This window comes from Paraglaciecola sp. QJM3NY_14, assembly GCF_056173245.1.
Genome location: NZ_CM149664.1, coordinates 3,765,640 through 3,791,066 on the forward strand (window position 1 = coordinate 3,765,640; position 25,427 = coordinate 3,791,066).

The 25,427-nt window shown below is 41.0% G+C and carries 24 protein-coding genes; 15 read left to right on the forward strand and 9 right to left on the reverse strand.

Translation table 11 applies throughout. The annotated features are described in order from the left end of the window. Nucleotides 1–768: 768 nt before the first annotated feature. Nucleotides 769–1,413, reverse strand: a complete 645-nt coding sequence (locus AC0VYA_RS16160; protein WP_475488923.1) for a GNAT family N-acetyltransferase — start codon at nucleotides 1,411–1,413, stop codon at nucleotides 769–771. 113 nt (nucleotides 1,414–1,526) lie between these two features. On the opposite strand from AC0VYA_RS16160, the gene AC0VYA_RS16165 reads away from it, so the two are divergent. After that, nucleotides 1,527–1,757 (forward strand): DUF2789 family protein, encoded by a 231-nt coding sequence (locus tag AC0VYA_RS16165; protein WP_006993174.1) that lies wholly within the window; start codon nucleotides 1,527–1,529, stop codon nucleotides 1,755–1,757. Between the two features lie 78 nt (nucleotides 1,758–1,835). Here the strand turns inward: AC0VYA_RS16165 and AC0VYA_RS16170 are convergent, their stop codons facing one another. Further along, nucleotides 1,836–2,204 carry a DUF3192 domain-containing protein gene (locus AC0VYA_RS16170; protein ID WP_473475343.1) on the reverse strand — a complete coding sequence of 123 codons (369 nt, stop codon included), beginning with the start codon at nucleotides 2,202–2,204 and terminating at the stop codon, nucleotides 1,836–1,838. Nucleotides 2,205–2,394: 190 nt separating this feature from the next. Here AC0VYA_RS16170 and AC0VYA_RS16175 point away from each other — a divergent pair, with 190 nt between their 5' ends. Beyond that, nucleotides 2,395–2,685: a hypothetical protein gene (locus tag AC0VYA_RS16175; protein WP_475488924.1), complete on the forward strand. Its 291-nt coding sequence runs from the start codon at nucleotides 2,395–2,397 to the stop codon at nucleotides 2,683–2,685. A 4-nt stretch (nucleotides 2,686–2,689) separates the two neighbouring features. Here AC0VYA_RS16175 and syd read toward each other — a convergent pair whose 3' ends face one another. Continuing rightward, on the reverse strand, nucleotides 2,690–3,250 hold the full coding sequence (syd, locus tag AC0VYA_RS16180) for a SecY-interacting protein (protein ID WP_475488925.1): 561 nt from the start codon (nucleotides 3,248–3,250) through the stop codon (nucleotides 2,690–2,692). A gap of 126 nt (nucleotides 3,251–3,376) precedes the next feature. On the opposite strand from syd, the gene queF reads away from it, so the two are divergent. The 6 genes from queF (at nucleotide 3,377) to AC0VYA_RS16210 (ending at nucleotide 9,528) form a co-directional block, all read left to right on the forward strand. Continuing rightward, nucleotides 3,377–4,216, forward strand: coding sequence for an NADPH-dependent 7-cyano-7-deazaguanine reductase QueF (gene queF / locus AC0VYA_RS16185; RefSeq protein WP_475488926.1), 840 nt, complete (start codon nucleotides 3,377–3,379; stop codon nucleotides 4,214–4,216). Between the two features lie 72 nt (nucleotides 4,217–4,288). Then, nucleotides 4,289–5,644 (forward strand): nucleotide 5'-monophosphate nucleosidase PpnN, encoded by a 1,356-nt coding sequence (ppnN, locus tag AC0VYA_RS16190; protein WP_475488927.1) that lies wholly within the window; start codon nucleotides 4,289–4,291, stop codon nucleotides 5,642–5,644. An 87-nt stretch (nucleotides 5,645–5,731) separates the two neighbouring features. Beyond that, entirely contained in the window at nucleotides 5,732–6,106 is a 375-nt protein-coding gene (locus AC0VYA_RS16195; protein WP_475488928.1) for a DUF3192 domain-containing protein, read from the forward strand. Nucleotides 6,107–6,120: 14 nt separating this feature from the next. Continuing rightward, the gene (locus AC0VYA_RS16200; RefSeq protein WP_475488929.1) at nucleotides 6,121–7,878 is read left to right on the forward strand and encodes an HDOD domain-containing protein; all 1,758 of its coding nucleotides are present in this window, start codon (nucleotides 6,121–6,123) and stop codon (nucleotides 7,876–7,878) included. A 175-nt stretch (nucleotides 7,879–8,053) separates the two neighbouring features. Then, nucleotides 8,054–9,061, forward strand: a complete 1,008-nt coding sequence (locus AC0VYA_RS16205; protein WP_475488930.1) for an isocitrate dehydrogenase — start codon at nucleotides 8,054–8,056, stop codon at nucleotides 9,059–9,061. 158 nt (nucleotides 9,062–9,219) lie between these two features. Next, on the forward strand, nucleotides 9,220–9,528 hold the full coding sequence (locus AC0VYA_RS16210) for a ComEA family DNA-binding protein (RefSeq protein WP_475488931.1): 309 nt from the start codon (nucleotides 9,220–9,222) through the stop codon (nucleotides 9,526–9,528). 80 nt (nucleotides 9,529–9,608) lie between these two features. Here AC0VYA_RS16210 and galU read toward each other — a convergent pair whose 3' ends face one another. Beyond that, a complete protein-coding gene (gene galU, locus AC0VYA_RS16215; RefSeq protein WP_011575935.1) occupies nucleotides 9,609–10,502 on the reverse strand; it encodes a UTP--glucose-1-phosphate uridylyltransferase GalU in 894 nt (297 codons plus the stop codon). A 1-nt stretch (nucleotide 10,503) separates the two neighbouring features. Further along, on the reverse strand, nucleotides 10,504–11,844 hold the full coding sequence (locus AC0VYA_RS16220; RefSeq protein ID WP_475488932.1) for a UDP-glucose dehydrogenase family protein: 1,341 nt from the start codon (nucleotides 11,842–11,844) through the stop codon (nucleotides 10,504–10,506). A 427-nt stretch (nucleotides 11,845–12,271) separates the two neighbouring features. On the opposite strand from AC0VYA_RS16220, the gene AC0VYA_RS16225 reads away from it, so the two are divergent. The 4 genes from AC0VYA_RS16225 to AC0VYA_RS16240 all read left to right on the forward strand — a co-directional run bounded on the left by AC0VYA_RS16225 (nucleotide 12,272) and on the right by AC0VYA_RS16240 (nucleotide 16,278). Then, a complete protein-coding gene (locus tag AC0VYA_RS16225; protein WP_475488933.1) occupies nucleotides 12,272–12,628 on the forward strand; it encodes a hypothetical protein in 357 nt (118 codons plus the stop codon). Between the two features lie 87 nt (nucleotides 12,629–12,715). Continuing rightward, nucleotides 12,716–13,390, forward strand: coding sequence for a YjbF family lipoprotein (locus AC0VYA_RS16230; RefSeq protein WP_475488934.1), 675 nt, complete (start codon nucleotides 12,716–12,718; stop codon nucleotides 13,388–13,390). Nucleotides 13,391–13,408: 18 nt separating this feature from the next. Further along, on the forward strand, nucleotides 13,409–14,152 hold the full coding sequence (locus AC0VYA_RS16235; RefSeq protein WP_475488935.1) for a capsule biosynthesis GfcC family protein: 744 nt from the start codon (nucleotides 13,409–13,411) through the stop codon (nucleotides 14,150–14,152). After that, on the forward strand, nucleotides 14,149–16,278 hold the full coding sequence (locus AC0VYA_RS16240; protein ID WP_475488936.1) for a YjbH domain-containing protein: 2,130 nt from the start codon (nucleotides 14,149–14,151) through the stop codon (nucleotides 16,276–16,278). Before AC0VYA_RS16235 ends, AC0VYA_RS16240 begins: the two co-directional genes overlap by 4 nt. A gap of 214 nt (nucleotides 16,279–16,492) precedes the next feature. On the opposite strand, the gene AC0VYA_RS16245 is transcribed toward AC0VYA_RS16240, so the two are convergent. From AC0VYA_RS16245 to AC0VYA_RS16260, 4 genes are all read right to left on the reverse strand, one after another. After that, nucleotides 16,493–17,323, reverse strand: coding sequence for a glycosyltransferase family 2 protein (locus tag AC0VYA_RS16245; protein ID WP_475488937.1), 831 nt, complete (start codon nucleotides 17,321–17,323; stop codon nucleotides 16,493–16,495). 32 nt (nucleotides 17,324–17,355) lie between these two features. Further along, nucleotides 17,356–18,252, reverse strand: coding sequence for a glycosyltransferase (locus tag AC0VYA_RS16250; protein WP_475488938.1), 897 nt, complete (start codon nucleotides 18,250–18,252; stop codon nucleotides 17,356–17,358). Between the two features lie 174 nt (nucleotides 18,253–18,426). Continuing rightward, nucleotides 18,427–19,656: a glycosyltransferase 61 family protein gene (locus tag AC0VYA_RS16255; protein WP_475488939.1), complete on the reverse strand. Its 1,230-nt coding sequence runs from the start codon at nucleotides 19,654–19,656 to the stop codon at nucleotides 18,427–18,429. A gap of 51 nt (nucleotides 19,657–19,707) precedes the next feature. Next, nucleotides 19,708–21,150, reverse strand: a complete 1,443-nt coding sequence (locus AC0VYA_RS16260) for a glycosyltransferase family 2 protein (protein WP_475488940.1) — start codon at nucleotides 21,148–21,150, stop codon at nucleotides 19,708–19,710. A 958-nt stretch (nucleotides 21,151–22,108) separates the two neighbouring features. Between AC0VYA_RS16260 and AC0VYA_RS16265 the strand changes: the two genes are divergently transcribed. From AC0VYA_RS16265 to AC0VYA_RS16275, 3 genes are read left to right on the forward strand one after another with little or no spacing between them, the layout of a single operon-like run. After that, a complete protein-coding gene (locus tag AC0VYA_RS16265; RefSeq protein WP_475488941.1) occupies nucleotides 22,109–23,350 on the forward strand; it encodes a glycosyltransferase family 2 protein in 1,242 nt (413 codons plus the stop codon). Between the two features lie 9 nt (nucleotides 23,351–23,359). Then, nucleotides 23,360–24,448 (forward strand): hypothetical protein, encoded by a 1,089-nt coding sequence (locus tag AC0VYA_RS16270; protein ID WP_475488942.1) that lies wholly within the window; start codon nucleotides 23,360–23,362, stop codon nucleotides 24,446–24,448. Between the two features lie 42 nt (nucleotides 24,449–24,490). Then, complete coding sequence (locus AC0VYA_RS16275; protein WP_475488943.1) at nucleotides 24,491–25,417, forward strand: acyltransferase; 927 nt, start codon at nucleotides 24,491–24,493, stop codon at nucleotides 25,415–25,417. Nucleotides 25,418–25,427: the final 10 nt, after the last annotated feature.

Below are 25,427 nucleotides of genomic sequence, written 5' to 3' on the forward strand. Positions count from 1 at the left end.
GGCACTTGTCCCAAGTGTGTCCTTTTCCTTTTATCACTTTCCTAGGTGAGTGCTGTCTTCCCGGCAGCGATCCTGTTTGCGTCCAATGCGCTTACATCCCTATAAGCAACTCATCCTGAGTTAGTCCATATCCTTTTAGCTCTGTCGAGCAACTTCGTCCTGAAGCATCCATTTCATCCCTGTTCCATTCATCCCGAATGAACGCTCATCCTGAGCGGGTCCTTGTCCATAGCGCTGTCGCGCGACTTCCTCCTGAAGTATCCTTGACATCCTTTCTATTCATCCAGAATGGGCACTCGTCCTGAGTGTGTCCTTTTCCTTATTACCATTTCCAAATGGGGTGCTCATACTGAGCCTTTCCTGATAATCCTTATAACAGTTTATCCTCTAAACTGTATTGCTCGTCCTGAGCTTGTCCTAGGTCATCCTTGTGTCTTCCTGACTCGTCGTGTTTCCCTGTGACGAAACAAACTATATAACAAACAAAAACATTTTCGACATAGATCCGTGACACTTGTGTGATGCCTCTTAGCCTAAAGTCTAAATTTTGGATTAAATTCATTTTAATTCAATAAGTTGGGAATATAACAGAGAGAAATACTGGCGTTTAAAATGACTTTATCCTACACCCTTGTACGAAATCTCTTACAAGGGGTGGAGTTTATGTCCTAACGTTAAATGGTGGGGCAGGTAATTAAATTAGGCTTCGTTTGTAAAAGTTCCATTTTTATTCGGCAATTTTGTAAAAAAAAGTACAAAAATTGACAATTACTGGCGCTCACAAAACATTAAATGCCCTGTGATATGTCCTGTTTCTAATGCTTCGAGCATTTTATATTGCCCATCTTCAAAAAATGATAAGCATTTAGGTAAGGTGACGTATACGCCTATCCCTTCACTGGCAGCATCTTCTTTCATCACACTATCAATAGCACTCATCAAAATGTGCCCTAGGCCATAATGTTGGTAATCCGGGTGTACACCGATAAACGACAACATATGGTAGCGCTGAGCCGGAATATGCTCTCGCACCTTCTGCTCTTTATCTACCATCTGCTTGGTGCCAAAGTAACCAGCAGTCAATAACATTTTAAGGCGCCAGTGCCAAAATCGGCTTGGCCCAAACTCAGCATCCGGCCCAATTAAACAGGCCACGGCGAGTAAACGCGTACCGTCAAATAGCCCTATCATAGGTTGCCTAGCTTGCCAAAAAGCATTGAGCTCTTCTCGAATGGCTGAACGCAACCGAGACTCGTATCCTTCTTTGTTGTATTGGAATATATCCATAAACAAAGGATCATCATGATATGCCTGATATAAAATTGACGCGGCAATCTTTAAATCTTCCGCGGCTAAATATATCGCTTTGATGTTATCCATATCTGGGGCGACAACGGTTTGAGATAATGGCATGCTGCTCTCTCCTAGGAGGTTTTAATTCTCATTACATTTCCATAATACATGTTAATATTTTGTAAAACGACAATTAAGTCAAACATAAACCATTAAAATATCAGGAGTATTCAATGGAAAATTATCACACGACAATGGGTGACCTGTTTGAGCAGTTGGGTTTAGGGGGACAGGAAGGTGATGTTGAAGCTTTCATTGAGGAACATAAAGGGTTGCGCCAAGGTGTGCACATAGAAGACGCTGAGTTTTGGTCAAAAACGCAAGCGGAGTTTATTCGAAATGCATTGCTAGAAGATGCGGAGTGGGCAGAATTAATTGATCAATTGAACACGCGACTGCGTTAAATCACACTCAGAATAATCGATGCCATGCTCGTACAACAATTTACATCATGCTCTTAGCGAGCATGATGTGTTTGATTTTTACTGATTCAACATATTTAAAGCAGAATCACCCCACCCCACAAGCTGATCATTTTTTATCACCAAAGGCGTGCATTCGTCTTTCGTTGTTACACCATCGTCCTCTTTGCGCTGTGTGCGATAATATAAAACGTGATATTGATCATCACCTTTCTTTACGAATTCGCTAAAATCGGCAACGCCCATGCGATCCATCACCTCTCCCGTACTTAAGTTCGGCTGAAGGCGTGCCACTTCTTTGCGGTTGCTCCTTTCTTTCTTCTGCCAATCAGATTGATAACCGTCATGGCCATCACCGTCCACAGATATAACGCAGCCCGACAATAATAATGATAACCCCAATGTACCTGCCAAAATGAATGGCTTCATAATCAACTCCTGTTTTTAGTCTTATTTAATAACAATTTATGTGCGTCGTGATATTCACTTGATAATGGATATACAAAATCAGCGCCAATAGTTATCTAATTGATTCAAAAGACTATTTTAAATTTACAAAACACCTTAGCTCAGGTTAAATAGTCGTTACCGCTAATATTTCGCTGAATTGACCAAACTCATGACAAAACCTTTATCGCATATTGTGGCACTGTGCCAAACGTTAGTTAAAGAGGGGAAAAAACCAAGTGTAGGATTAGTGCGCAGCCGCGCAGCGGGAAAACTATCGGTGCCTGATGCCATAAAAGGCATTCAAAGCTGGCAAGCACAGCCCAATCAGGTAGTGGAGCCCAACGAAGAAGAAAACACAAAGAGTGTTGAACCCATCGCGCCAGAAGACAGAGTTGCTGAGCTTGAAAAGCAGGTGCTTCATTTAACTCAGCAACTGGAAAATTTGCTAGCGAAGGTGTAAATAATTAGTCAGTCGTCGTGGGCTCTATTTCATCTAAAAAAGTCGCTAAGTCGGGGGATATTTGCTCTTTAGGCTGCAAACCAACTTGCTCTAGCATCACCGCCCCCGATTGGTTATCCACACTTAATACAAAATCATCTTCATCTGTGAGTGCAATAAAGATAGTCTCGGGTTGGCGTAAGCGGCGTTTCATGAGTATGTGCCCCACGATATTTTGCTGAAGTCGTTCAAAATCTTCTTCATTCCACGCCTGTAATATCTGCAACTTACCACTAGGGTGCTGAGCCACTATGTTGTCGCTCCAGTAGCGAGAATAAAATTGCGCCACATCCGGATGCAGTGTTAGCTCTAAAGCTTCTGATAGGTCTTTAAATTCAGATGCTTGTTCACGCAATACCGGTTTCCAAGCAATTGATTTGCCTGATTCAGGGAGCACGTCTGTAGCATAACAAGGGGATGGCCAATCCGCGTCATACTCGATGACCCCTGCTTCAGTATGATCCTTAACAAAGGCTGCAAAACGTCCCATAAAATCATCTAATGATTGATTTACTCTTGAAGTCATATTGTAAGTCCGTACTTCGTTTCAAATACGGGTTAATGTAGCATTAAATTGCCTTCATCTTCTGGTAAAATAGAGCCTAACCTAATGTAAAATATCGTTAACCTGTCATCAGCTAGAGGCTCTTACATGCAAGATAAATCACTTCCTTCGGATATCTTAAGCTCCTTAACATTAGGCAAAGCGACACAATATAAAGAACACTACAGCCCAGAGTTACTGCAAGGCGTTCCTCGCAGCCTAAACCGTGATGAACTCAATTTAGGTGACACATTGCCATTTAAAGGGGTTGATCGCTGGAACGGTTACGAATTGTCGTGGCTAAACTTAAAAGGTAAGCCAGAAGTGGCTATTTTGCGCTGTGAAATACCTTGCGAGTCAGTTAATTTAATCGAGTCTAAATCGTTTAAACTCTATTTAAATAGCTTCAACCAAAGCAAAATCGAATCTATTCTTCATGTACAAAAGATGATCAGCAAAGATCTATCTGCCTGTGCAGGCTTGCCTGTAAACGTACAGCTTTTTGCGCGAGAAACGTTTCCTGGCTTACAACTTGGAACACTTGAGGCTCAGTGCATCGACGATTTAGATATTCGTGTCGACAACTACGACTTAGCGCCATCCATTTTGCAGGTTGAAGAAGAGCAGGTGCAAGAAACTCTGTGTAGTCACTTACTCAAATCTAATTGTTTGATCACCAATCAACCCGATTGGGGCAGTGTGTTGATCCGGTATCACGGCCGTAAAATTGACCAAGAAAGCGTATTGCGTTATTTAATATCTTTTAGACAGCATAATGAATTTCATGAACAGTGCGTAGAACGTATTTTCAGCGACATCATGCGATATTGTGAACCACAGAAACTGACTGTGTATGCACGTTATACCCGTCGCGGCGGATTAGACATTAATCCATTTAGAAGTAATTTCGAGAGTATTTACCCAGAGCTGAGATTAGCTCGCCAATAAAACAGCATTAGTCACATGTGAGCCACTTATTTTTCTTTCACATGCCCATGCTGTTTTCATTTAAGGAAATCAATGAAAAGCATTCAGTTAAATCCCGTTGGCGCTATGAGCCAATTGTCCAAGTTAGAAGTCGACAAGCTAAACCAATCTGCTGATAGTCAGCTTTATCACTTGTTTCGAAGTTGTTGCTTAGCCGTTTTAAATAGCGGTGCTGAAACCGATAACTGTGAAGACTTATTTGAAGAGAACGCCAAGTTCGATATCCGTTTAATCAGTCGCGAGCGCGGGGTGAAAATTGAATTAATTAACCCACCCGCAATTGCCTTTGTGGACGATAAATTAATTAAAGGAGTACACGAGCACTTATTCTCTGTGCTGCGTGATCTGCTCCATATGAGGGATAGCTTTGATGCCACAGAGTTCCCTGGGGTGGCTGAATCAGCGTATATCACGCATAAAGTATTCGATATGATGCGTAATGCGCAAACCATTAAAAATACCGCTGAATTGAACTTAGTGGTTTGTTGGGGCGGGCACTCAATTGGCGAAACGGAATACCAATACACCAAAGAGGTAGGGTATCAATTGGGCTTACGCGAACTGAACATTTGTACGGGTTGTGGCCCAGGCGCAATGAAAGGCCCAATGAAAGGTGCGACAATTGGCCACGCGAAACAACGTTACCAAAATCGCCGCTATTTAGGCATCACCGAACCCAGTATTATTGCGGCTGAGCCACCGAATGCAATTGTGAACGAGCTCGTCATCATGCCGGATATAGAGAAACGTTTAGAAGCATTTGTGCGTATGTCCCATGCGATTATCGTTTTTCCTGGCGGAGCGGGAACCGCAGAAGAGCTTCTTTATTTACTAGGACTCATGCTAAATGAAGAAAATAAAGAGCAAGTGTTACCCATCATTCTTACCGGCCCCAAAATCTGTGAAGGATACTTTCACGCCATAGACAAATTCATTGGGGCAACCCTAGGTAAAGAAGCGCAGTCTCTTTACCAGATCATAGTTGATGATCCCACATTGGTTGCTCAGACCATAAATCAAAAAAGAGCAGATGTACGCGCCTATCGTAAAGCCCGCGGTGACTCGTTTGACTTTAACTGGTCATTGAAAATCGAAGAGGAGTTTCAAGTACCTTTCATTCCCAGCCATGCCAGTATGACAGCATTAAACCTGCATTTTGATCAACCCAAAGCAGAGCTGGCAGCAAATCTACGCAAGGCATTTTCCGGTATAGTCGCCGGCAACGTAAAAGCAGAAGGCGTCAAACTGATCCGCGAGCAAGGTCCATTTAAACTTAATGGTGACCGAGCGCTCATGACCTTAATGGATGAACTTCTGCAATCGTTTGTTGTTCAGCAGCGAATGAAATTACCGGGCAGTGAATACGTGCCTTGTTACGAAATTATGTAATAAAATAAAACTGGGCGTGGTATTTTTAAGCATTGCGAAAGATTAACCGCCCAGTTTTTAAATTTTAATCATGACAGAACGACAAAAATGAATAAGAAAATAGTCACTCGTATCGGCATCGGTGTAGCTTTGTATGGTGTTTTTGTAGCAGCGGTACTGCTGTTTTATCCTGACAATGCTCAGGATATGGACTGGAAAGATCGTGAAGAGTACAACAAGGTTCAAGTTGCCAAACTTGAGCTAGGGCAAACTAAACAACAAATATTAGCCTTGCTTGGCGGTCCTGATATCAGCGAAGCCAAGAAAACCGAAGGCGAGATGTACCAAGTCATGTTCTTTCGTACGCAACATGTAAAATCAGACGGCATCACAACTCAAGATGAGTGCACAGCACTTCTTTTGCAGAATGACGAGTTAATTGCTTGGGGTGACAGTGCCTACCAAGATTATTTAACCTTATAAGGGTTACCCGCTCTGTGCCTGATAGTTTAATTAAACAGCAGTATCAGAGCTTACATAAGTTGCTGGCGTTCTATCGCCGCCCTGCCCCGGAACCAGACTTGGTCCAGAAAACACTTGATTTCAATAACGCGTTATTAGGATTAGCCAAACAGTATCCAGATCTTACCTTCGCACAAATACATCTTTATAAAGCGTCGCTACCGCGTCATTACAATTTAGCCTTCAGCGCTAGTTTGATGACAGCGCTGTTATGCGTGCGCAATCGATTTAACGAAACAACCACGATACAACTCATGAGCGCAGCCCTAAGTATTTTTGGGTTAGCTGAAGAGGCATCTAATGTTGACCAAAGTGAGCAGTCCGGCTCTTCAAAAGTGACACAACATGAACCGCTGGCCAAAATATCCCCCAACAAAGCGTTTTGTCGCATCTTAAACCAGTACCAACAAGGCGTATGGCTACAAGGATATAGCCACAGCTCGAGGCTAAATAAGGCCCTCAAAGAACATCTTAATCGGTTGCAGCACGAGGGCACCGACACTTCTGTTTTAGCATTGGCAATCCGATTAACTTTGCTGATGCATGATGTACAAAAAAAGACCAAGCAAAGCTTTCAAAGTGCCCTTGCATTAATTGTTCAAAATTCGCCAAGCGCGCAAGCACAGTTATTAGAGCCGCTGATGGCATACCCAAGTGCTACACCGCCTGGCACTTACGTGATGCTAGATGACGGCTCGCTGGCCCTGGTTGTCGGCATCTCAGGTGATAAATTGCTTTGCTACCCGCAACGTACGTCCCGACATTCATCGACGCACTCCTCTCATTTTAGTGTTGCCAAGACTCGCGTCAAACACGCTTACCCTGGGCAAGCGATAAAGAAACTCGGTAACCTCACATCTTGGTGGGGAAATGATTGGCAATTATTTGAGCAAGAGTCGAGCGTAAAAGCAGAGTCGCCATTTATGCAAAGTTTTAAAATGAGCCGCCCCCCTGCGACCTTAACGGCAATACAAAGTCAGTTAAATAAACCGGTTCAAGATATCAACAAATTAAGCTTGGCCATTGCGCGGGAGCCTTCATTTGCCCAGCACTTACGTAAGACCGCATCCCAAAGTAGTCGACAAAAACTTCCCATTAAAGACATTCAGCATGGCTTGATGATTCACGGATTCGAGCGCTCTGGCAGTATCATTATGCAACAAGCGCTGCTAAGTAGATTAAACCAACACCATTTCCCTTTGCAAAGAGCGTTTATTAGCTTCGTACAGTTACGCGGCCACATTGCAGCGAGCTTAGCGAAAGTGGGAAATGTAGGCATTCCCGAACAAGCGTGCACCTTGGCATATTTTGCCTGCGTCGGCTTATTTACCCATGTTCAACTAAAAATTCAAACCCAATGGCAAAAAAGTAACCGTACTAGCTATGATATGACGACATTGGTGCGCTGCGTTAAGCCGGAACAGCTACGCAGTCATGCAGTGTCCATGGCTGAAGCTTGGCAGCAAAGGCGTCACGAAGTTGTCGCATTAAATAATTACCATGATGTGAATTATCTAACCGATAATAAGCGAAGCCCTCAAGTCGAACTGGCTGCTATATTGGGGATCAGCTTGATGCTGGCGAGAGAACTTTATTTTAGCGATGCCAAACGTTGTGTGCAAAGCCAAGAATATTGTAACCGCGCCTGTAAAGCGTTACATATAAATGAGCAAGAATTAGTACTTATCAAGTCTGAAGCCTATGCCATCTGTCATAGTTTTTCACCGTTGTAATTCCGCGTTACAGCGTATCACAACTGGTTTTAATAGCGCTTTTGTGGTATAAATCGCGCCCTAAAAATAACGACTTGTGTGTTGATAAACATAGCACATATCGCTGTATTCATAGCAGCGCTCGACAGACGACAATTGACGGCCCCCCGTCAGAATTAACTTTAAGGATTAGTTTATGACTAAGCAACGCATTACTGTCATTCGTGGAGATGGTATCGGCCCAGATATTATTGACTCTGCACTACAAATTTTAGACAAAGTAGGCTGTGATTTTGATTATGACTTTGCCGATGCAGGCTTAGTTGCCCTAGAAAACCACGGGGAACTGTTACCTCAAGAAACGCTTGATTTAATCGCTAAAAATAAAGTCACCCTAAAAGGGCCATTAACCACACCCGTTGGTGAAGGCTTCACGTCAATCAACGTGAGTTTACGTAAAAAATTCCAGTTATACGCCAACCTGCGCCCTGTATTATCGTTTAAAGGTACGAAAGCGCGATATGAAGATATCGACATAGTAACCGTGCGTGAAAACACGGAAGGAATGTACTCAGGTCTCGGTCAAGTCGTGTCTGCAGACGGAAACGAAGCCGAAGCCATGAGCAAAATTACACGCACAGGTGCTGAACGTATTTTGACCTACGCCTATGAAATGGCAATTCGTGATGGTCGCAAAAAAGTAACAGCGGTACACAAAGCGAATATTTTGAAGTCAACGTCTGGTTTGTTCTTAAAAGTGGCTCGAGAGGTGGCACAACGTTATCCACAAATCGAATCGACTGAAATGATTGTCGATAACTGCTGCATGCAATTGGTGATGAACCCTCATCAGTTTGATGTCATTGTTACCACGAACTTATTTGGTGACATTTTATCTGACCTTTGTGCTGGTTTAGTTGGCGGCTTGGGTATGGCGCCAGGCGCAAACATCGGGCAAGACTGTGCGATTTTTGAAGCCGTGCATGGCTCAGCGCCTGATATTGCAGGTAAAAACCTTGCGAACCCAACGTCGGTTATTCTTGCTTCCATACAAATGCTTGAATACTTAAACATGGGCGAGCAAGCTGAAAAAATCCGCTATGCACTAAAACAAGTCATCGAAACGGGCGACCGCACCACAAGAGATTTAGGTGGAGAGCACGGAACAAGTGACTTCACTCAAGCGATGTTAGAACGCTTATAAATCCCAAGTCTATTTATTATAAAAGGGACTCTACTGGGTCCCTTTTTTTCGCTTAGCACTATATATAAGCCCCTTTTCTTTACCTTATTTAAAAGCGCGACTAGTCTTACTGCTGTGCAATTGCACCGAAATGGATCAATTAAACAAGGAGTTTCACTATGAAGAAGTTTATCGCTACCCTATTTTTTGCAGGTGTTTTATTGTCTGGTTATGTTGGCAACGTTGTTGCTGAAGCCAAAGTAGACAAAAGCAGTGTCACACAGAAGAAGTCGCAGAAGATCAATTTGAATACGGCAACAGCCGAGCAGTTAGTCACATTGCCAGGTATTGGTAAGAAAAAAGCAGCCGCGATCATCGCCTATCGAGACAAAAGTGGTAAGTTCGCTAAAATCAGCGATCTTGCTAACGTCAAAGGTATAGGTAAAAAAATGGTGGCTAAACTCGCTGCTCACGTACAGGTCAAATAACGATTAACGTTAGAGTAAGGCATAAAAAAAGCCCCGTGATAGAAAACATCACGGGGCTTTTCATTTAATTAAGTATGTAGTTATTTCACAAGCGTCTGTAAAAACTCGTTAAACTCAGCACCTAATTCGGGGTGGCGCATCGCATATTCAACGTTCGCCTTCATGTAGCCTAACTTGCTGCCACAATCATGGCTTTTACCTTTCATGTAATAAGCATCAACTTGCTCGGTTTGCATCAAAGAATCGATAGCATCTGTTAGCTGAATTTCATCACCTGCACCAGGCGTAGTTTTAGCAAGAAGATCCCAGATTTTTTCTGACAAGACATAACGTCCAACAACAGCTAAATCTGATGGCGCATCTGATAGGTTAGGTTTTTCTACCATACCGTGCATCTTCGCTGATTCACCAGGTGACAGTTCTGCACCGTCTAAATCAACGATACCGTACTTGCTAACATCTTCTTGAGGAACACTTTCCACCATGATTTGGCTGACTTGACTGGTATTAAATTTAGCCGTCATGTCTGCGAGGTTATCCTTCTTAGGGTTACATGTACCCTCATCAACAATAACGTCAGGTAGAACCACAGCGAAAGGCGCATCACCAACCATAGGGCGAGCACACAATACAGCGTGACCTAAGCCTTTAGCGACACCTTGACGCACGTGCATAATAGTAACGTCCTTGGGGCAGATTGCTTGAACCGCTTCCAATAGTTGACGTTTCACACGCTTTTCTAGCGTAGCTTCAAGCTCAAAACTGGTATCAAAATGGTTCTCGATGCTGTTTTTACTCGCATGAGTCACTAAGATAATCTCTTTTATGCCTGCATTCACACATTCGGATACAACGTATTGAATAAGTGGCTTATCAACAACCGGTAGCATTTCCTTTGGGATCGCTTTGGTTGCTGGCAACATACGCGTTCCAAGACCTGCTACTGGAATAACGGCTTTCTTTACTTGACTCATTTTACTGTCCTTTTACTGATAATCCACGACCTATTGCATAGTAATGCAAGCCGTATTCCAACATCATGTTGGGTTCAAATAAATTCCGTCCGTCAAAAATTAGCGGAGAAGAAAGTTTTTCTTTAATTAGTTCAAAATCAGGTGCGCGGAATGCTTGCCACTCAGTACAAATAACCAAGAAGTCAGCACCGTTGAGAGCTGATTCTTTGGTGCCTACTAGGTCTAAATCATCACGGCTACCGTAAATACGCTGGGTTTCTTCCATCGCTTCAGGGTCGTACGCTTTAACTTTAGCGCCAGCTTTCCATAAATTTTCCATTAATACGCGGCTTGACGCTTCACGCATATCGTCGGTATTCGGTTTGAAAGACAAGCCCCATATAGCGACTGTTTTGCCTTTCACATCACCACCGAAGTGACGCATGATGTATTCGAACAATTTCTCTTTTTGTGCGTAGTTAACTTCTTCAACTGCTTCTAGCACTTTCGCACTGTAGCCAACACCAGTGGCACTGCGTACAAGTGCTTGAACATCTTTAGGGAAGCATGAACCGCCATAACCACAGCCAGGGTAAATGAATTGATAACCGATACGTGGATCAGAGCCGATACCACGACGTACGTTCTCAATGTCAGCCCCCATTAACTCGGCGATATTAGACATTTCATTCATAAAGCTGATTTTTGTCGCTAACATGCAGTTAGCGGCATACTTAGTTAGCTCAGCACTACGAATATCCATCACGATAATTTTGTCGTGATTACGGTTAAACGGTGAGTAAAGCTCGCGCAGTTTCTTCTCAGAAGATTCACTCTTAGTGCCGATGATAATACGATCAGGGCGCATACAATCGTTAACTGCGGCACCCTCTTTCAAAAACTCAGGGTTAGACACCACATCAAATGTAACGCTCTTACCAAGTGATTCCAGCGTCTCTGAAACTTTTGCGATCACTTTATCAGCAGTGCCTACTGGCACAGTTGATTTATTAATAATGATTTTGTGTGAGTCCATGTGCTCAGCAATTGTTTTTGCCACAGACAACACGTATTTCAAATCAGCTGAGCCATCTTCATCTGGTGGTGTACCTACCGCAATAAAAACTACTTCGCCGTGAGCGATGCCGCGAGCAGCATCGGTTGTAAAATCAACTCGCCCTGCTTCGTAGTTACTTTTCACCAATGGGGTCAAACCAGGTTCATAAATTGGTATATGGCCTTGCTTTAATTTGTCGACTTTATTTTGGTCTACATCAACACAAACCACATCATGACCGACTTCTGCCATTACTGCTGCTTGCACCAAACCGACATACCCAATTCCAAATACTGTAACTTTCATCGAAGTAATATTCCTTAAATGTAAATTCAGGCGAATCATACCGCCCAATTATGACAAACTTTTGATCCTATCAGCTAAAGCAAAAACAATGCCTAGACGCCACATAAGGCTTTCATAGCATTCATTACTATCAACTGTCTTTTTTTCGCGACTAACTTTACATTTTACCCTTTATTGGTGCCAATTGGGAATGGCATTAAAAAAAGAATCTAATTAATCGCACTATCAATAATCAAATGATTGATCTTACGCTTTTTCCATCTGTAAATGGCAAGCCTAAGTATATTTATATTTGGTGTTAGGCATTGGTTTTACACTGCTTAAAAAGTATTTTAATGATTGTTTTATCTACACCTATTGAGGTCAGTAAATTATTCCATTAGAATCGGGGTAGTCTTGATTTTACTTAACATGAAGGGATTGTATTATGAAAAAGATTCTTATGGCTGCAACAGCAGCATTAGCACTTGCTGGTAACCCAGTAGCCGCTCAGGAAAATGCCGGTGGAAGCGAAGCTTCTGCTGCAACCGTTGGTGGTGTAGGTGTTGGTACTATTGCTGCCGGTGTTGTCGGTTTGGCTATCGCTGGTGCAGTTGTGTCTAACAACCGTGGTTCATCTACCGTGGTTGATGGCGGCGACCCTGACCCAACTTGTAATGGCGATGATGCTTTAGTTGACGGCGTATGTGTTGGTACTACAACTACTGTTACCGTAACTGGTACTGGTACGATGACTAGCACAACTACTGTGCCGGTGACGTTTACTTACGCACCTACTATCTAAGCTTTTCTGAAGCTTCTGAAAGCCGCCGACAAAGGCGGCTTTTTTATTGGATGACCACAATTACCATAAGCGGAAATGCCGTTCACTATGCACTTTAAACCATTGATATTTATTTTTATCTCCACCATTACTCTTTGCAGCTGTGGCGGCACATACCACGCTTACTACGACACTTTAAAAATTGCCCTCGAAGAACCTCAAGATGCGAGTATGACTTTAGAAGAAGTCAGTCAATCATCTATAGACCTTATGTCGGTTACTCGTGGTGAAAGACCCACCGCTATAATGGCATTAGCCTACCTTGAGAAAGGCCAGCACAAATGGGTATCAGGCGACGACATCATGTTTGTCCTCGAGAAAGGAAGAGTCGTTAAAACTGTTGGCCTAGATAACGACCTTATTCACTCAATGAATACCATGGATGATCCATTAAAAGATCCGAATCATTTATTGGAGGATCGTCATTGGCAATTTGCGCTAGATTGGAAAAATGACGAATATGGTTACCCAGTCGCATCTACATTCGATAAGCCTAAATCAGAAGAGCTAACCATATTGACGAAATCAATTGATTCGTTACGTTTTACCGAAACATTACGTTTTGAAGCCCCTTCAGAATATATTCAAACGGCACGCGAATGGCATAATTACTACTGGTTTGACAAAACCACTGGCACGCTTATTAAATCTAAGCAGACTCTCTCGCCGTTATCAGAACCAATTGAAATGACGTACTTAAGCCGCATCGCGCGCTTAGATTAATTATTTGAGCCTTAAACAATGATCAAGAAATACCAATCGATATTGTTTGTAGCGATTACCAGTTTTAGCTGTGTAACGAGTGCGAACGTAACCGTAAAATGGAATGAAGTTGACTATACATTCGACTCCACCGTCCGTTTGACTGATGTCCTTTCTAAATTAGAATTGAATACTAAAATATATTGGCCGTCGGCTGCTCTATTTATCCCTAATGATGTCGCTCTTGAGAAAGCGCGACAGTCGTCTTTAAGTTACCTTAATCTTCTTGCTAGTCATTTGCCAAGTGATACTCACGAACATAAAAGAGTCTTCACAAATTTAACTAATGAACTTCAACATTGGTATTTGGCCAATCGCCTATCCGTTAAGATTGACTATGATTTAGCGCGTGTGTCTGCAGCCCACAATCCGCAATTTGATGACGGCTATTATGTTGTAAGTCTACATGAGCGTCAAAAATCAGTTGAAATAATTGGTGCTGTAACTAAAACCGTAGAGGCAAAACATCTACCCCACACCGATGTGAGTGAATATTTAAGCAGTGCGAATATTTCATCTTTAGCAAATAAAGACACCGTTACAATCATACAAGCAGATGGACGAATAATAGAAGCCCCAACTGCTTACTGGAACCGACAACACCAAGAAGTTATGCCCGGCAGCATTATTTATGTTCCATTTAAAGAATCATTGTTTACACCTCAGTACGCAGAATTGAATCAACTAGTTGTGGCGTTAGCCAAAAACAGGCTACCCAAATGAGTCGCATGAAAAGAATAAATAGCAAACGCTTTTGTATTGTCTCTGTCAGCGCCGCTTTAAGCTTCACCTCAAATGTAAACGCGCAGTCTAACATCGAAGATTGGAACGTTGCTCCTGTCGGCAGCTCTTTGATGGTGCATGGTGGAACGGGTTTAATCCAAACCCCTACATCTCGGATGTTAACCGATGGCGACTTACGAGTGAGTTATACCGACAACGATGAGTATCGTTTTTGGTCAGGCACACTGCAGTTGTTCCCTTGGATGCAAACAACGGTGCGATACACTGACGTGCGCACCCGCCTTTATAGTCCTTTTCCAGGGTTTAGCGGAGATCAGACCTTAAAAGACAAAGGGATAGACGTTAAGTTTCGCCTATTGAACGAGAGCTACTATCTACCTGAGCTATCAGTTGGCTTCAGAGATTTCGGTGGAACTGGTTTTTTTGAAAGTGAATTCATTGGCTTAAGCAAACGAGCAGGGAGTTTTGATTTCCACCTTAATGTGGGATGGGGATATCTTGGCACCTCAGGTAATGTATCAAACCCATTTTGCGATGTATCCGACAGCTTTTGTGAACGCCCAGGCGGTTTCACTGGTAACGGCGGTAAAATCGACTATCAACGTTTCTTCAAAGGTCCGGCTTCAATTTTTGGCGGTATTGAGTACCAGACCCCATGGGAGCCGCTGCGCCTGACAGTAGAGTATGAAGGGAATAATTACGTCAATGATCGTGCAGGCTCACTGGAGCAAGATAGTAACTGGAACTTTGGTGCCAATTATCGCTGGAATAATTTTGATTTTAGTGTGAACTATCAGCGCGGTAATACTCTCGGTTTCGGCGTAAGTTATAACTTCAATTTACACACTATCTCACAAATCAAAATCGATAAGCCACCTCGCCCGCTCACTGATGAAAGAAACGATTTTTCAGTCAGCAACATCAATGGCCAACGAATGACGCAAGATTTGTATTATCAAGCAGGCTTCGCACTAAGCACTTCCCATATAACGGATGACGCAGTCACTATTTATGGTCAGCAAACCAGTTACAGATACGAAGACGAAGCCACCGAACGTGTAAGTCGAATCCTCGCTTCAGAACTGCCTGACACAGTAGATACGTACAAAATAGTCAATACCTCAGGTTCGGTACCAATGGTTGAAACCGTCGTTAACGCAGCAGAGTTTAAACGCCAAGCGCGATATAAAACATTGGAGCCAGATTTAAAACGTAGTTACCAGCGCATGGACGTCAGCGACGAAAGTGTGAGCAATTTTAATCCTAAAAATACAAGTGGTTTCTTTACCGGCATAGAAGCATTTTGGATCCAAACATTCGGAAACCCGGAGGAGTTTTACCTTTATCAAGGCGGTGTTATGGTAAATGGTGGATACAGTTTCGATGGAAAAACCAGTGTTGTGGGCACAATTAAGGCTAACTTGTTGCAGAATTTCGATAAGTTTAACTTCACTCGCGATCGTGCCCCTAGCACACTGCCTAGAGTAAGAACGAATGTTCGGGAATATGTTTCAGGCCGAGATATAAGCCTAGAAAACTTATACTTACATTGGAATGACAGAATAGCAGACAACTTGTATGCCCAAGTCTATGGAGGTTATTTAGAAACCATGTATGGCGGCGTGGGCGGCGAACTACTTTACCGCCCAGTTGATAGCAACCTAGCTTTCGGTTTCGACATAAACTACGTTCAACAGCGGTCTTGGGAAAACGACATAGACTTCTTTGACTATAAGGTCCTTACTGGTCATGCTAATGTCTTTTGGCAACCCGGCTTCTTACCTGACACCCTTTTGACGGTTAAAGTGGGTCAGTACTTGGCTAAAGATAAAGGCGTTACAATTGACTTTGCCAAACGCTTCGACAGTGGAATTGTTGTAGGAGCATACGCAGCGATAACCAATGTAAGTTCTGAAGAATACGGCGAAGGTAGCTTTACTAAAGGCTTCTACCTTTCCATCCCATTCGACTTGTTTTCCCTCAAGCCAGCCAAAGGGAGTGGTAAAATACCGTGGATCCCAATTTCACGAGATGGTGGTCAGGCACTTAATCGCCCTATCGAGCTGTTTGGTGTTACGAACGAACGCTCTCCTTTCGCTCGATAGCAGCTCAGAACGGAATAAAACACATCTGGCGAGATCCCCCGCCAGATGTGTCTTTTTTTATGGAAAATTTATAAAAGATTCAAGTGAAACTGGAAGAAGAACCACGTTTTTCAGGCTGATATCAGTTCTTAAATGGTAGAAATGTGGGCATACGAAAGGGAGCGCAAATTATTGGAAATTAGGCGTGTTTTGAAAGATTGTTTCCAAAAAGTGTTTACCAGTGCTGACTAAAAGAACCATCTCGTTTTAATAATCCGTCAATTATCCCACAACACATAAATTTTACCCGTTGCCAGCGATCTGTTTGCAAAAATGCATTCGCGAAAAAGCGGATTGGCATGCATAAAAGATTGCGTATCTTCCAATACCAGGGCACATAACCTCTACGGCTTAAAATAAGAATATTTCGGAATTGGTAGTACAAACGAATCGGCGAACCCACTTTATAAGTAACACCAGCAAATTTATGACGGGCATCTCCGAGTTGATGAACCATTTCTACCTTTTCGGCGATCGCAACCATCTGGTTCTGCTGCTTAGCACGCCAGCACCATTCGTGATCGACACCATCGATAAACAAAGCTTCGTCTTTAAAACCAATCGTTTCAAGCTTAGATAAATCTATCATCATGCCAGAAGAGATAATCTGTGTTACACAGACTAAATCATCATAAACCGATATCTCTCGTTGCACTCTTGGTTTAACCGTTTTCTCAGTAAAAGAACAAATAATGCGGGGACCTATGGCCACTAAAGGTCTGTTTTCAACGCGTGACGCAACCATCAAAGAAGACAAACGAAAAGCAAAGTCACTATCGATAGAGCTGTCTTGATCGAGCAAAATACCATATTCGCAATTGGCTGCTTTCAAATCGCGTAAACCAATATTATGCGCTGCGGCAATGCCTAAGTTGTTCGGGAAATGATGATAGTGTAAGTTGTCATGATCGAGCGATAATTCAGTGGGCATAGGGGAATTATCGACAATACTCAATACATCTACCTGCTCCACCACACTTAATAAAAGTGGAAGTGTCTGAGACAACTCAGGCTTGTAAAGGATTATTGTCGCGCCAATCACTCGTGTTTAACTCGCTTGTTTAAAAGATACCGGTCTATTTTATACGCTAGTTTAACAAGTTTCGCTGGCATTAGCCGTAATATTAATACACTACATGCATAGACAATATTCCCGACACCATAGCGCTTAAGCACTTTCATTGTGTAAAAGCGCGCTTTAAACTCGTTTAACGACTTGCCGTAACCTCTGCGCTTGTAAAAATCATTTACACGGCGAAACTGTAAAAGCTTATCTGGCAAGTTTGCAAACTTAAATCCAGCAGCAGCAAGCTCAGCCCAGAAAAAGTAGTCTTGAGTATTCTTTAAATCACTACGATAGCGAAAACCTTTCTGGAAAACATCAAAGCGAATAGCGACTGTCGGGTGATTAATAGAACAACGCTTAGGTAGAAACCGCATAATTTCATGATGTTTCAAAGGAAGCTTGCGTTGGCCAACTTTTTCGCCGTCTTCGTTTATCTCTGTCAGGCCACTGCCTAAAACTGAGATAGTAGGATTTGCTTCTAAAAACGCTATTTGTTTCTCTAGTCTGTTGTTTAAAGAAATGTCATCTGCGTCCATGCGAAAGAAAAACTTTGCTAAAGGCGCATTGACCGCGGCCCAATCAACCACAAAATTCATACATCGGCTTAAACCAACATTGTGCTGTGCCTGAACCATTTGAATATTGTCACACCCATTAGCCTTTTTGAAAAGTAATGCGCGAAGTTTCAATGGTATTTCACCGTCGATGACGATCACATAAATGAAATCTTTATATGACTGTTGCAATACACTGTTAATCGCTTCTTCGACCCACTCAATTCGGTCTCCAGCATATACGCCCATACCCACAATTGACTCACAGGAGCGATACTTTACTGTTTCACTAATAATTTTAAATGAATTACTCAACTTGGAAAGCGACCTTAATTTGTGTTTTTATTTTACTGCAAGCCACTAGGGTTGACGTCTCGTTGGTGAAGGAGAATTTTGACGGCGGAGTATAGCAAATTTATGTAAATAAGTACTAAAGCGATCTTTAGTGCTAAATGCCACTTTTCCCGAGCTCTGCTATTGCTATGAATATTAACGTTTGAATTGATATTGAGAAAAATCCGAAAGTTTTTTTACCTCTTTGACGAAGCTATTAATCGCCTCAGATTTGATCGACTCTTCGTCCACATTCAAATTACTATAATGCTCGTAATATGTGATTATGTCTTTAAAAGCGGCATCTATAAATTGTCTAACATCCGAGGTATCGAACATTAAATGCAACTCATCCTGCAAAAACTTGAACAACTCATCATGCACCAAAACACTTAGAGCTGAACCGTGCGCAGTCTTCTTACTTCGTTTTGGTAAAAATAAAGAAGGCAAAGTTTTCACCGAGGTAAAAAAACAGAACTTATTCACTCTAGCTTCAAGTATGCCATTAAATACTCCGGGGCAACTATGGCGTCTTGCTATGATATATATACTTGCGTCTAACTCACCAAGTAACTCCAATACATGCAACGCTCCACCTTCAGCAAAAACGATTTCATCAGCACCTTTATAGGTTTGCAATTGCTCTAGTAAGGTATGTTCTTCTGGGTAGAAAATGTAGAAACCATTTCGCTTGAACAATACTTCTAAGTAGGATTCCCCTGCATATGCTCCTCTTAAAGAAAAATGAATCCGGCTTACATACACTTTTTTATGCAAACTAACATTAGTTTGAACACCATTTTTTCGTTCGCATCGAATAAGAAATGACTTGTAGCTGCTATTTATTGGTAACTGAGAACGAAAATAGCTAGCTTGCTGCGGAACATCAAGCGCCTCATAAGACGAAGCAGAAAACTGAAGTTTAAGTTTGTTCTCAGGGATCCCTAAATAGCCTAATACTTCATTAAACACAGGTGGCAACTTGTAACGGTATTTTTGGATGAAATTTAATTTTTTTGCACACTGGGGAAGAAAAACTACTCCTGCATAACTTACATTATTCTTTTGCGAATGAAGGTCGTAAGCCCATGTCCGGTGTATACATTCAGCAAGGAAGTGGCCAAAATTTTTGAATATTGGTCCTCCGAAAAGATATTTACCTTTCTTAACCGATAATTTACCAGACCAAGAATGTAAAAATTCAGTATCCGTTACAATCTCTAACTGAGATTGCGCCTTATGAACTGGACCCCAACGACCTTGATGAAAATTTTGTTTTAGAGTAGTGGATATTACACCACCTTTAACATTACCAGGATTACTGCCTGCCGCCATAGCTAAAACAGTTGCGTTGTGCAACTCACAAAGTTCTGCTGGCTTAAGCACGGTATTGTCCGTTAAGTCATTAGGGTTATTACTAAACATAAATAATATTGACTAATCTTTGATCGAAAAATTTTCGAACCGCAACGTCAAATTCGGATTATATGCAGGGTCATTATTTATGATATCAGCCCATGTTTGTTGCAAATAATTCAGTTCGTTTTCAAAACGTTGACGCTTTTCAAGGGTATCATCGGCTCCTCTGGATATAGATTCATAATGAAAAAGCTCCGCTTCGGCACAAAATAGGTTACGTCGGCCTAACGCTAAAACTCGAAGACAAAAATCTACATCGTTAAACGCAACACTGAGCTGCTTTTCATTCAGACCACCAACCGCCTCATAGTCCACTTTTTTGACAAGTAAGCAGGCAGCAGTCACTGCACTAAAATTATGTGTTGCCACTAGCCGATTAAGATAACCTGAGTGATAACGAGGAAAGTACTTATGTGCATGACCTGCACCTCCGCCATACCCCATCACTACGCCAGCGTGCTGAATACGCGTATCTGGATACAATAATTTAGCGCCTACACATCCAATATCAGAACGGAGCGTTTGCCCCACCATATCACCTAGCCAAGTAGCGCTTATGACTTCTATATCATTATTAATCAACCCAATGATCTCGCCCTTAGCTTGGCGAACGGCGAAATTATTAATTGCCGAATAATTAAATTCATAAGGATAAGACAATACGGTAACTTTAGGCTCAGAGCGTTGTAATTCATCAAAGTAGACTAAAGCATCTTGATCGTCAGAATTATTGTCGATCAATAAAATGTCGAAATTTTGATAGCTTGTTTTCCTCAAAATCGAGGTAATACAGGTTTCCACCAATTCTTTGGCGTTTTTGGTTGGAATAACCAATGTCACGAGTGGTTGCGAATTTTTATGCCAATCGAGTTTTGCTACAGAGCTTTCCCCGCCCTTGGTAACAGTGAATTCGCCTCTATTGAGCTTTGCTAATTCTTTATGCCAATGCATCGGCTTGTTGTTAGTTTGATGAAGTAAACACAGAGGAATATGTTTGACCACGACATTTGGCTCCTGAAGATAACTATCAGCCAGCCAACGTGCAATTGAGCTCAAGCCTTGATTCTCATTTACAAAGTGAGCAAACCGTTCGATAGCACCCGCCCCTTGCAAAAACACCCCCGTCCTCACGTAGCCAGTGGTTAGTTGAAGATCTGGATTCCAAGCTGGGAAAAATTCTGCTTGATGACGTTTTCCCGAAACACTAATTGTATCGATATCACAATAAAATACGCTAGCAGCGTTGTCTTTTTTTAAATAATAAGTAAAAACGTTAACTGCGGATGGATGAAGAACGTCCCCCCCTCGCAAGATAATCAAGGGCAGTGAAACGGACTCACCAAGCAGCTCTTTGCTAGCTCCAAGGAACTTGTCTGATGAGTCACGAAGCTGATTCAGTAAGCGCCCCACCAAAGTATCTTCACCGCAGAGATAAATCCCGTGTACACCAGTATTTTCCATAGCCTCATTTATAGAATGAAGGTCATTTTCAAGCTGGCCACTTAAGGCTATTAAGCAGTTGACTTGATCATCGGCAACGTCCTTCGCGCATATGGATCCAATTTCTTTAGATTGCCTAGCGATCGTTTTTATGTACAATTTTTGTAGCTTTTCAGGGCTCGGAAAGCCATAAAAGAGACCAGATTTTTGCAAACTGCGGCTGTATAGACTAAAGAGCCAAAGGTTTTGACGCATCTTTTTTCTAATATTTATCGGAAATATGCCCACAAATAATTTGAGAGCTAACATGATTTTTTTCACAATTTTTTGTTTCAAAGGTACTTCTTTCTGTAAAATTCGGATAAGTAATCGTTAGCTCTTTTACGTGTGAACAGGTGGCCCTCTCAGTTTCAAGAAACTTCGTCCACCTGCTGACACTTTAACTAATAACCGATAAACTAATTATCTTGAAATTATGACAACTTAGGAACGGACACTTATTTGTGTACTCACCTCTAGTTTATTCACCAAGTTTAAATGAAAACGATTTACTTTGCAGCCAGAACCACCAAGCGTTGGGATATATTTGGGTATTACAAGTTGTAATATGAACTGAAGCGACAACCTGTAGCCAAACTTAAAGAGATACTTATGACTATTGCGAACAGATTAAATACTCTATAAGGTTTTGCCCCCGCTAGTCTAAGCGAAGTTTGTCAGTATAGCTTCGTAGCAAAAAGCGTACGAGCAAGAGCGTAAGGTAACCGCAAAATCATACCGCATTACCTTGCTTTATTTTCATAAGGAAGACAGCTTGAATGACAAGGCACTGAGATTTTGTGAGCTTAACCAAAATGCATTAAATTCATCTTTGATCATTGTAGGTCTTATACACAATTCAATAAAGAAAATTTTCCATATATATTCGGAAAATAATCTTTATGAAAAATTCAAGTTTTACAGTTTTGGTACTTAATTAATGAATATAGCTATTTTAATGATGCAAAAAAATGAGAGTGAGCTACTAGAAAAATGGGTAGCTTTTCATTCATACTTAGTAGGGAGTTCAAATTTATTTATATATGACAATGGCAGCCAGAATGAGCGTGTTATTGAGCAATTAAAGGTCCTTGAAAGCAGAGAAGTGAATGTGATTTGGGATTTTAACAGCAAATCGGACTATGAAGAAAGAGGCACGATTTTCTGTAATAAAATAAAAAACTTAGATAAGAAAGGTTTTTATGATTTCTATATGGTAATCGATTGCGACGAGTTCTTAGGTGTAGTAGATGAAGAAGGAAATATAGCGTTTGACCCATTAGCATTAGAATATAGCCTTTTAAAATATCAGGACAAGACTGAACTATTAATGATTGACAGTCAGTATTACAATTCCAGCATAAGTCCGTGTTGGTTTAACAAGCAACCCTTTCGTAAGTGCTTCTTCAAAAAGAATACGATTTCAAAACTTGACCAAGGTTTTCATCATGGTCAGGTAACGACCTCAGATAAAGAAATTAGAACTAATTTAATTCATATACACTTTCATAACAAACCGTATGAAATTGCTAAGATTCATGCCAAGGAAAAACTTACCGGAAGGGTCGATAATTTCAACTTAGATTCATTAAAGAACTATACTGGAAAAGGTTTTCATTTAGTGAGGTTTTTCTTGCAAACAGAAGAAGAGTATATAGAAAATCAAGTCGCCTTAAATCATATAAAATCTACCTCGCTATTCGATAAGCTAAAACAATTAGATATGAATTGGCCTTTTTTTCATACAATTTTAGACGCTAGAAGAAAGTTGGGGTTTACTGAAGAAGACGATAGCTTTGAGAAGGTGTTACCAAAATTTAGAGGTTCAATAGACTATATCAAATTTGAAGGTAAATACCTAAAAATCAAAGGGTGGGGTATCGTAAATTACAGTCGTCCGATAAAACAGATATTTTTGAAATTAAGAGACAATAAACGACTCAAATTTAAAATTGTTGAAAGGATAGAGCGCAGGGATGTTAACAAATTGCTAAATGTAAATGGCAGCGCTTTAGGCTTTTCCGCTGAACTGCTTCGCTCTGATTTAACAGGCATCAATGATGATTCAAGCAATGCATCGCTCATAACATATCTGGACTCTGAATGTGCTTATTATGAATTTGATATGCAAAAAAGACATAGAGAGTTTGATTATTTCTTTACAAATGACCAAGCAGGTTAATAGTCAATTATGAAGAAACAGTTATATATCCACGTTGGCCCACCGAAAACGGGTACATCGATATTACAAAGTTGGTTAAGTCAACACGCGACAGAGCTCAGCGATTCTTCGAAGATTTGTTATCCAAGGCATGGAGTTGACGAAAATCAAGTTAGTTCAGGCCACAATCAAATATTTTTGGAAAAGGCGCCTGGAAAAAAATCAATTTTTTCCCATGAAAAATTTCGAAATTTATTAAATAGATTCGATTCTAGTGACTTGAACATTTTACTACTCAGTTCAGAGTATTTCTTTTATCAGATTCCTGAATTTTTAACCTACACCGACGAATACGAAATTAGATTTATTGCCTATATTCGCCCAGAGTATGAATTCATTGAGTCTATATACAATCAATCAGTAAAGAGAAATCGTCAGAATATGCCAATGGCAATGAGACGAGAAATTAAATACACATATCTAGATACTTTGATTGAATATATTGAGAAATATGGAAGCAAGTACTTTTTACTGAGAGCTTACGGTGCAAGAAGATTTTTTAATGAAAATATAATTATCGATTTCCTATCTATTTTCAATTTTCAAAATCTCCCTACAAAAAATATCAGTATACCAATAATAAACTCATCTTATAGCTTTGATTGTTTGGAATTTAAACGATGGGCAAATAAATTTTTAACAGAAAGTTTAGATAATACACTTGATAAAAAGCTGCAGGCGTACCCTGGTGGAACCAAAGATTACACTTTACTCCCTCATCAGACATATCTCGATTACAAATCAAACAGCAGAGTTAAAATATCTAATATAAATAATGCTTGTTCCATCGAAAACTATGAGAGTTTAATTGAGTATATCGATAATTCAAAACGTCCAGTCTATATGCATCAAGATCTATATGACGAACACCTAATTAAGGTACTTAACTTTCTAATAAACGAAGACGTCGGATTCGCCAAGAGCCTTTTTAAGCTGATATACAACAGTAGTGAACTATCAAAAAGTGACAAGCATAAGTTATTGATTTTTAAATCAACGTTAGAAAAAGCTAGAAAAAGAAATTTCCTCTATAGGTTTATCGGAAAACTGTTTAGATAATTTTAATTTCAATTCCCCTTAATCCATATAAATAGGTTAAATATGCATAATTTGAGTGAAGAGAAGTGGTTGGCGCATAGATACAACATAGAACCATGGTCAGCCAGCACCTTTCAGAATTCAGAGCAGGTACAGGTTCAGCTGATTTTAGCAAAAATGGCAAATGCGAAAATAGGCAAGAACTGCTATATAGCCCCTGACTGCAATTTTTTTACAGATAAAGCATTACTGGGTAACTCAGTTAAAATCGCATCTCTAGCGACCCTTAGAGGAAACATCACATTAGGGAACGACGTTTCAGTAAACCCACTTACAAATATAATTGGAACTGTCAATATCGGTAACGCTGTCCGTATAGCAAGTTCAGTACAGATATTCGGTTTCAATCATGGTTTTTCAAGAATCGATAAGTATATTAAAGACCAGCCAATAACCTCTCAAGGTATTAATGTTGGAGATGGTACATGGATAGGTGCAGGTGCTACGATATTGGATGGTGTAAGTATCGGCACAAACTGCATCGTAGCAGCTGGGGCTGTGGTAACGAAATCCTTCGAGGACTTCAGCATAATTGGTGGTAATCCAGCCAGGCTATTAAAAACACGTCTAACCCCTGGTGCAAAAAAAGTGTCGTTGACCTATTCAGTTAGACCTAATGAGAAACTAGATTTCTGTGTTGACCTTCCCATCACTGGGTACTTAGATAACTCTCAAGCATCTCTCAATGGATGGTTTGCAACAACTCACCTGTTCGATGGACTATTTCTTATTACCGACAATAAAAAAGAGTCTATCGAATTAAACCAAAAGCGTGATGACGTGAAATCACACTTGGAAAAATATAGACCTTCACTGGCTGAAAGCGGCAAAATTTGTGGGTTTTCAACACCAAAGCTCAACAAAAATCATCAAATAGCATTACAGGTCGGGCGAAAGCATATTGAATTATGCTCTATCAACTTGCGTTAATAGAGCATAA

Coding starts and splice junctions, on each gene's coding strand:
- AC0VYA_RS16160 (WP_475488923.1), bottom strand. CDS start 1,413: ATGCCATTATCTCAAACCGTTGTCGCCCCAGATATGGATAACATCAAA.
- AC0VYA_RS16195 (WP_475488928.1), top strand. CDS start 5,732: ATGAATAAGAAAATAGTCACTCGTATCGGCATCGGTGTAGCTTTGTAT.
- AC0VYA_RS16275 (WP_475488943.1), top strand. CDS start 24,491: ATGCATAATTTGAGTGAAGAGAAGTGGTTGGCGCATAGATACAACATA.
- syd (WP_475488925.1), bottom strand. CDS start 3,250: ATGACTTCAAGAGTAAATCAATCATTAGATGATTTTATGGGACGTTTT.
- AC0VYA_RS16225 (WP_475488933.1), top strand. CDS start 12,272: ATGAAAAAGATTCTTATGGCTGCAACAGCAGCATTAGCACTTGCTGGT.
- AC0VYA_RS16220 (WP_475488932.1), bottom strand. CDS start 11,844: ATGAAAGTTACAGTATTTGGAATTGGGTATGTCGGTTTGGTGCAAGCA.
- queF (WP_475488926.1), top strand. CDS start 3,377: ATGCAAGATAAATCACTTCCTTCGGATATCTTAAGCTCCTTAACATTA.
- ppnN (WP_475488927.1), top strand. CDS start 4,289: ATGAAAAGCATTCAGTTAAATCCCGTTGGCGCTATGAGCCAATTGTCC.
- galU (WP_011575935.1), bottom strand. CDS start 10,502: ATGAGTCAAGTAAAGAAAGCCGTTATTCCAGTAGCAGGTCTTGGAACG.
- AC0VYA_RS16260 (WP_475488940.1), bottom strand. CDS start 21,150: ATGGAAAATACTGGTGTACACGGGATTTATCTCTGCGGTGAAGATACT.
- AC0VYA_RS16230 (WP_475488934.1), top strand. CDS start 12,716: ATGCACTTTAAACCATTGATATTTATTTTTATCTCCACCATTACTCTT.
- AC0VYA_RS16265 (WP_475488941.1), top strand. CDS start 22,109: ATGAATATAGCTATTTTAATGATGCAAAAAAATGAGAGTGAGCTACTA.
- AC0VYA_RS16170 (WP_473475343.1), bottom strand. CDS start 2,204: ATGAAGCCATTCATTTTGGCAGGTACATTGGGGTTATCATTATTATTG.
- AC0VYA_RS16240 (WP_475488936.1), top strand. CDS start 14,149: ATGAGTCGCATGAAAAGAATAAATAGCAAACGCTTTTGTATTGTCTCT.
- AC0VYA_RS16205 (WP_475488930.1), top strand. CDS start 8,054: ATGACTAAGCAACGCATTACTGTCATTCGTGGAGATGGTATCGGCCCA.
- AC0VYA_RS16235 (WP_475488935.1), top strand. CDS start 13,409: ATGATCAAGAAATACCAATCGATATTGTTTGTAGCGATTACCAGTTTT.
- AC0VYA_RS16175 (WP_475488924.1), top strand. CDS start 2,395: ATGACAAAACCTTTATCGCATATTGTGGCACTGTGCCAAACGTTAGTT.
- AC0VYA_RS16270 (WP_475488942.1), top strand. CDS start 23,360: ATGAAGAAACAGTTATATATCCACGTTGGCCCACCGAAAACGGGTACA.
- AC0VYA_RS16210 (WP_475488931.1), top strand. CDS start 9,220: ATGAAGAAGTTTATCGCTACCCTATTTTTTGCAGGTGTTTTATTGTCT.
- AC0VYA_RS16165 (WP_006993174.1), top strand. CDS start 1,527: ATGGAAAATTATCACACGACAATGGGTGACCTGTTTGAGCAGTTGGGT.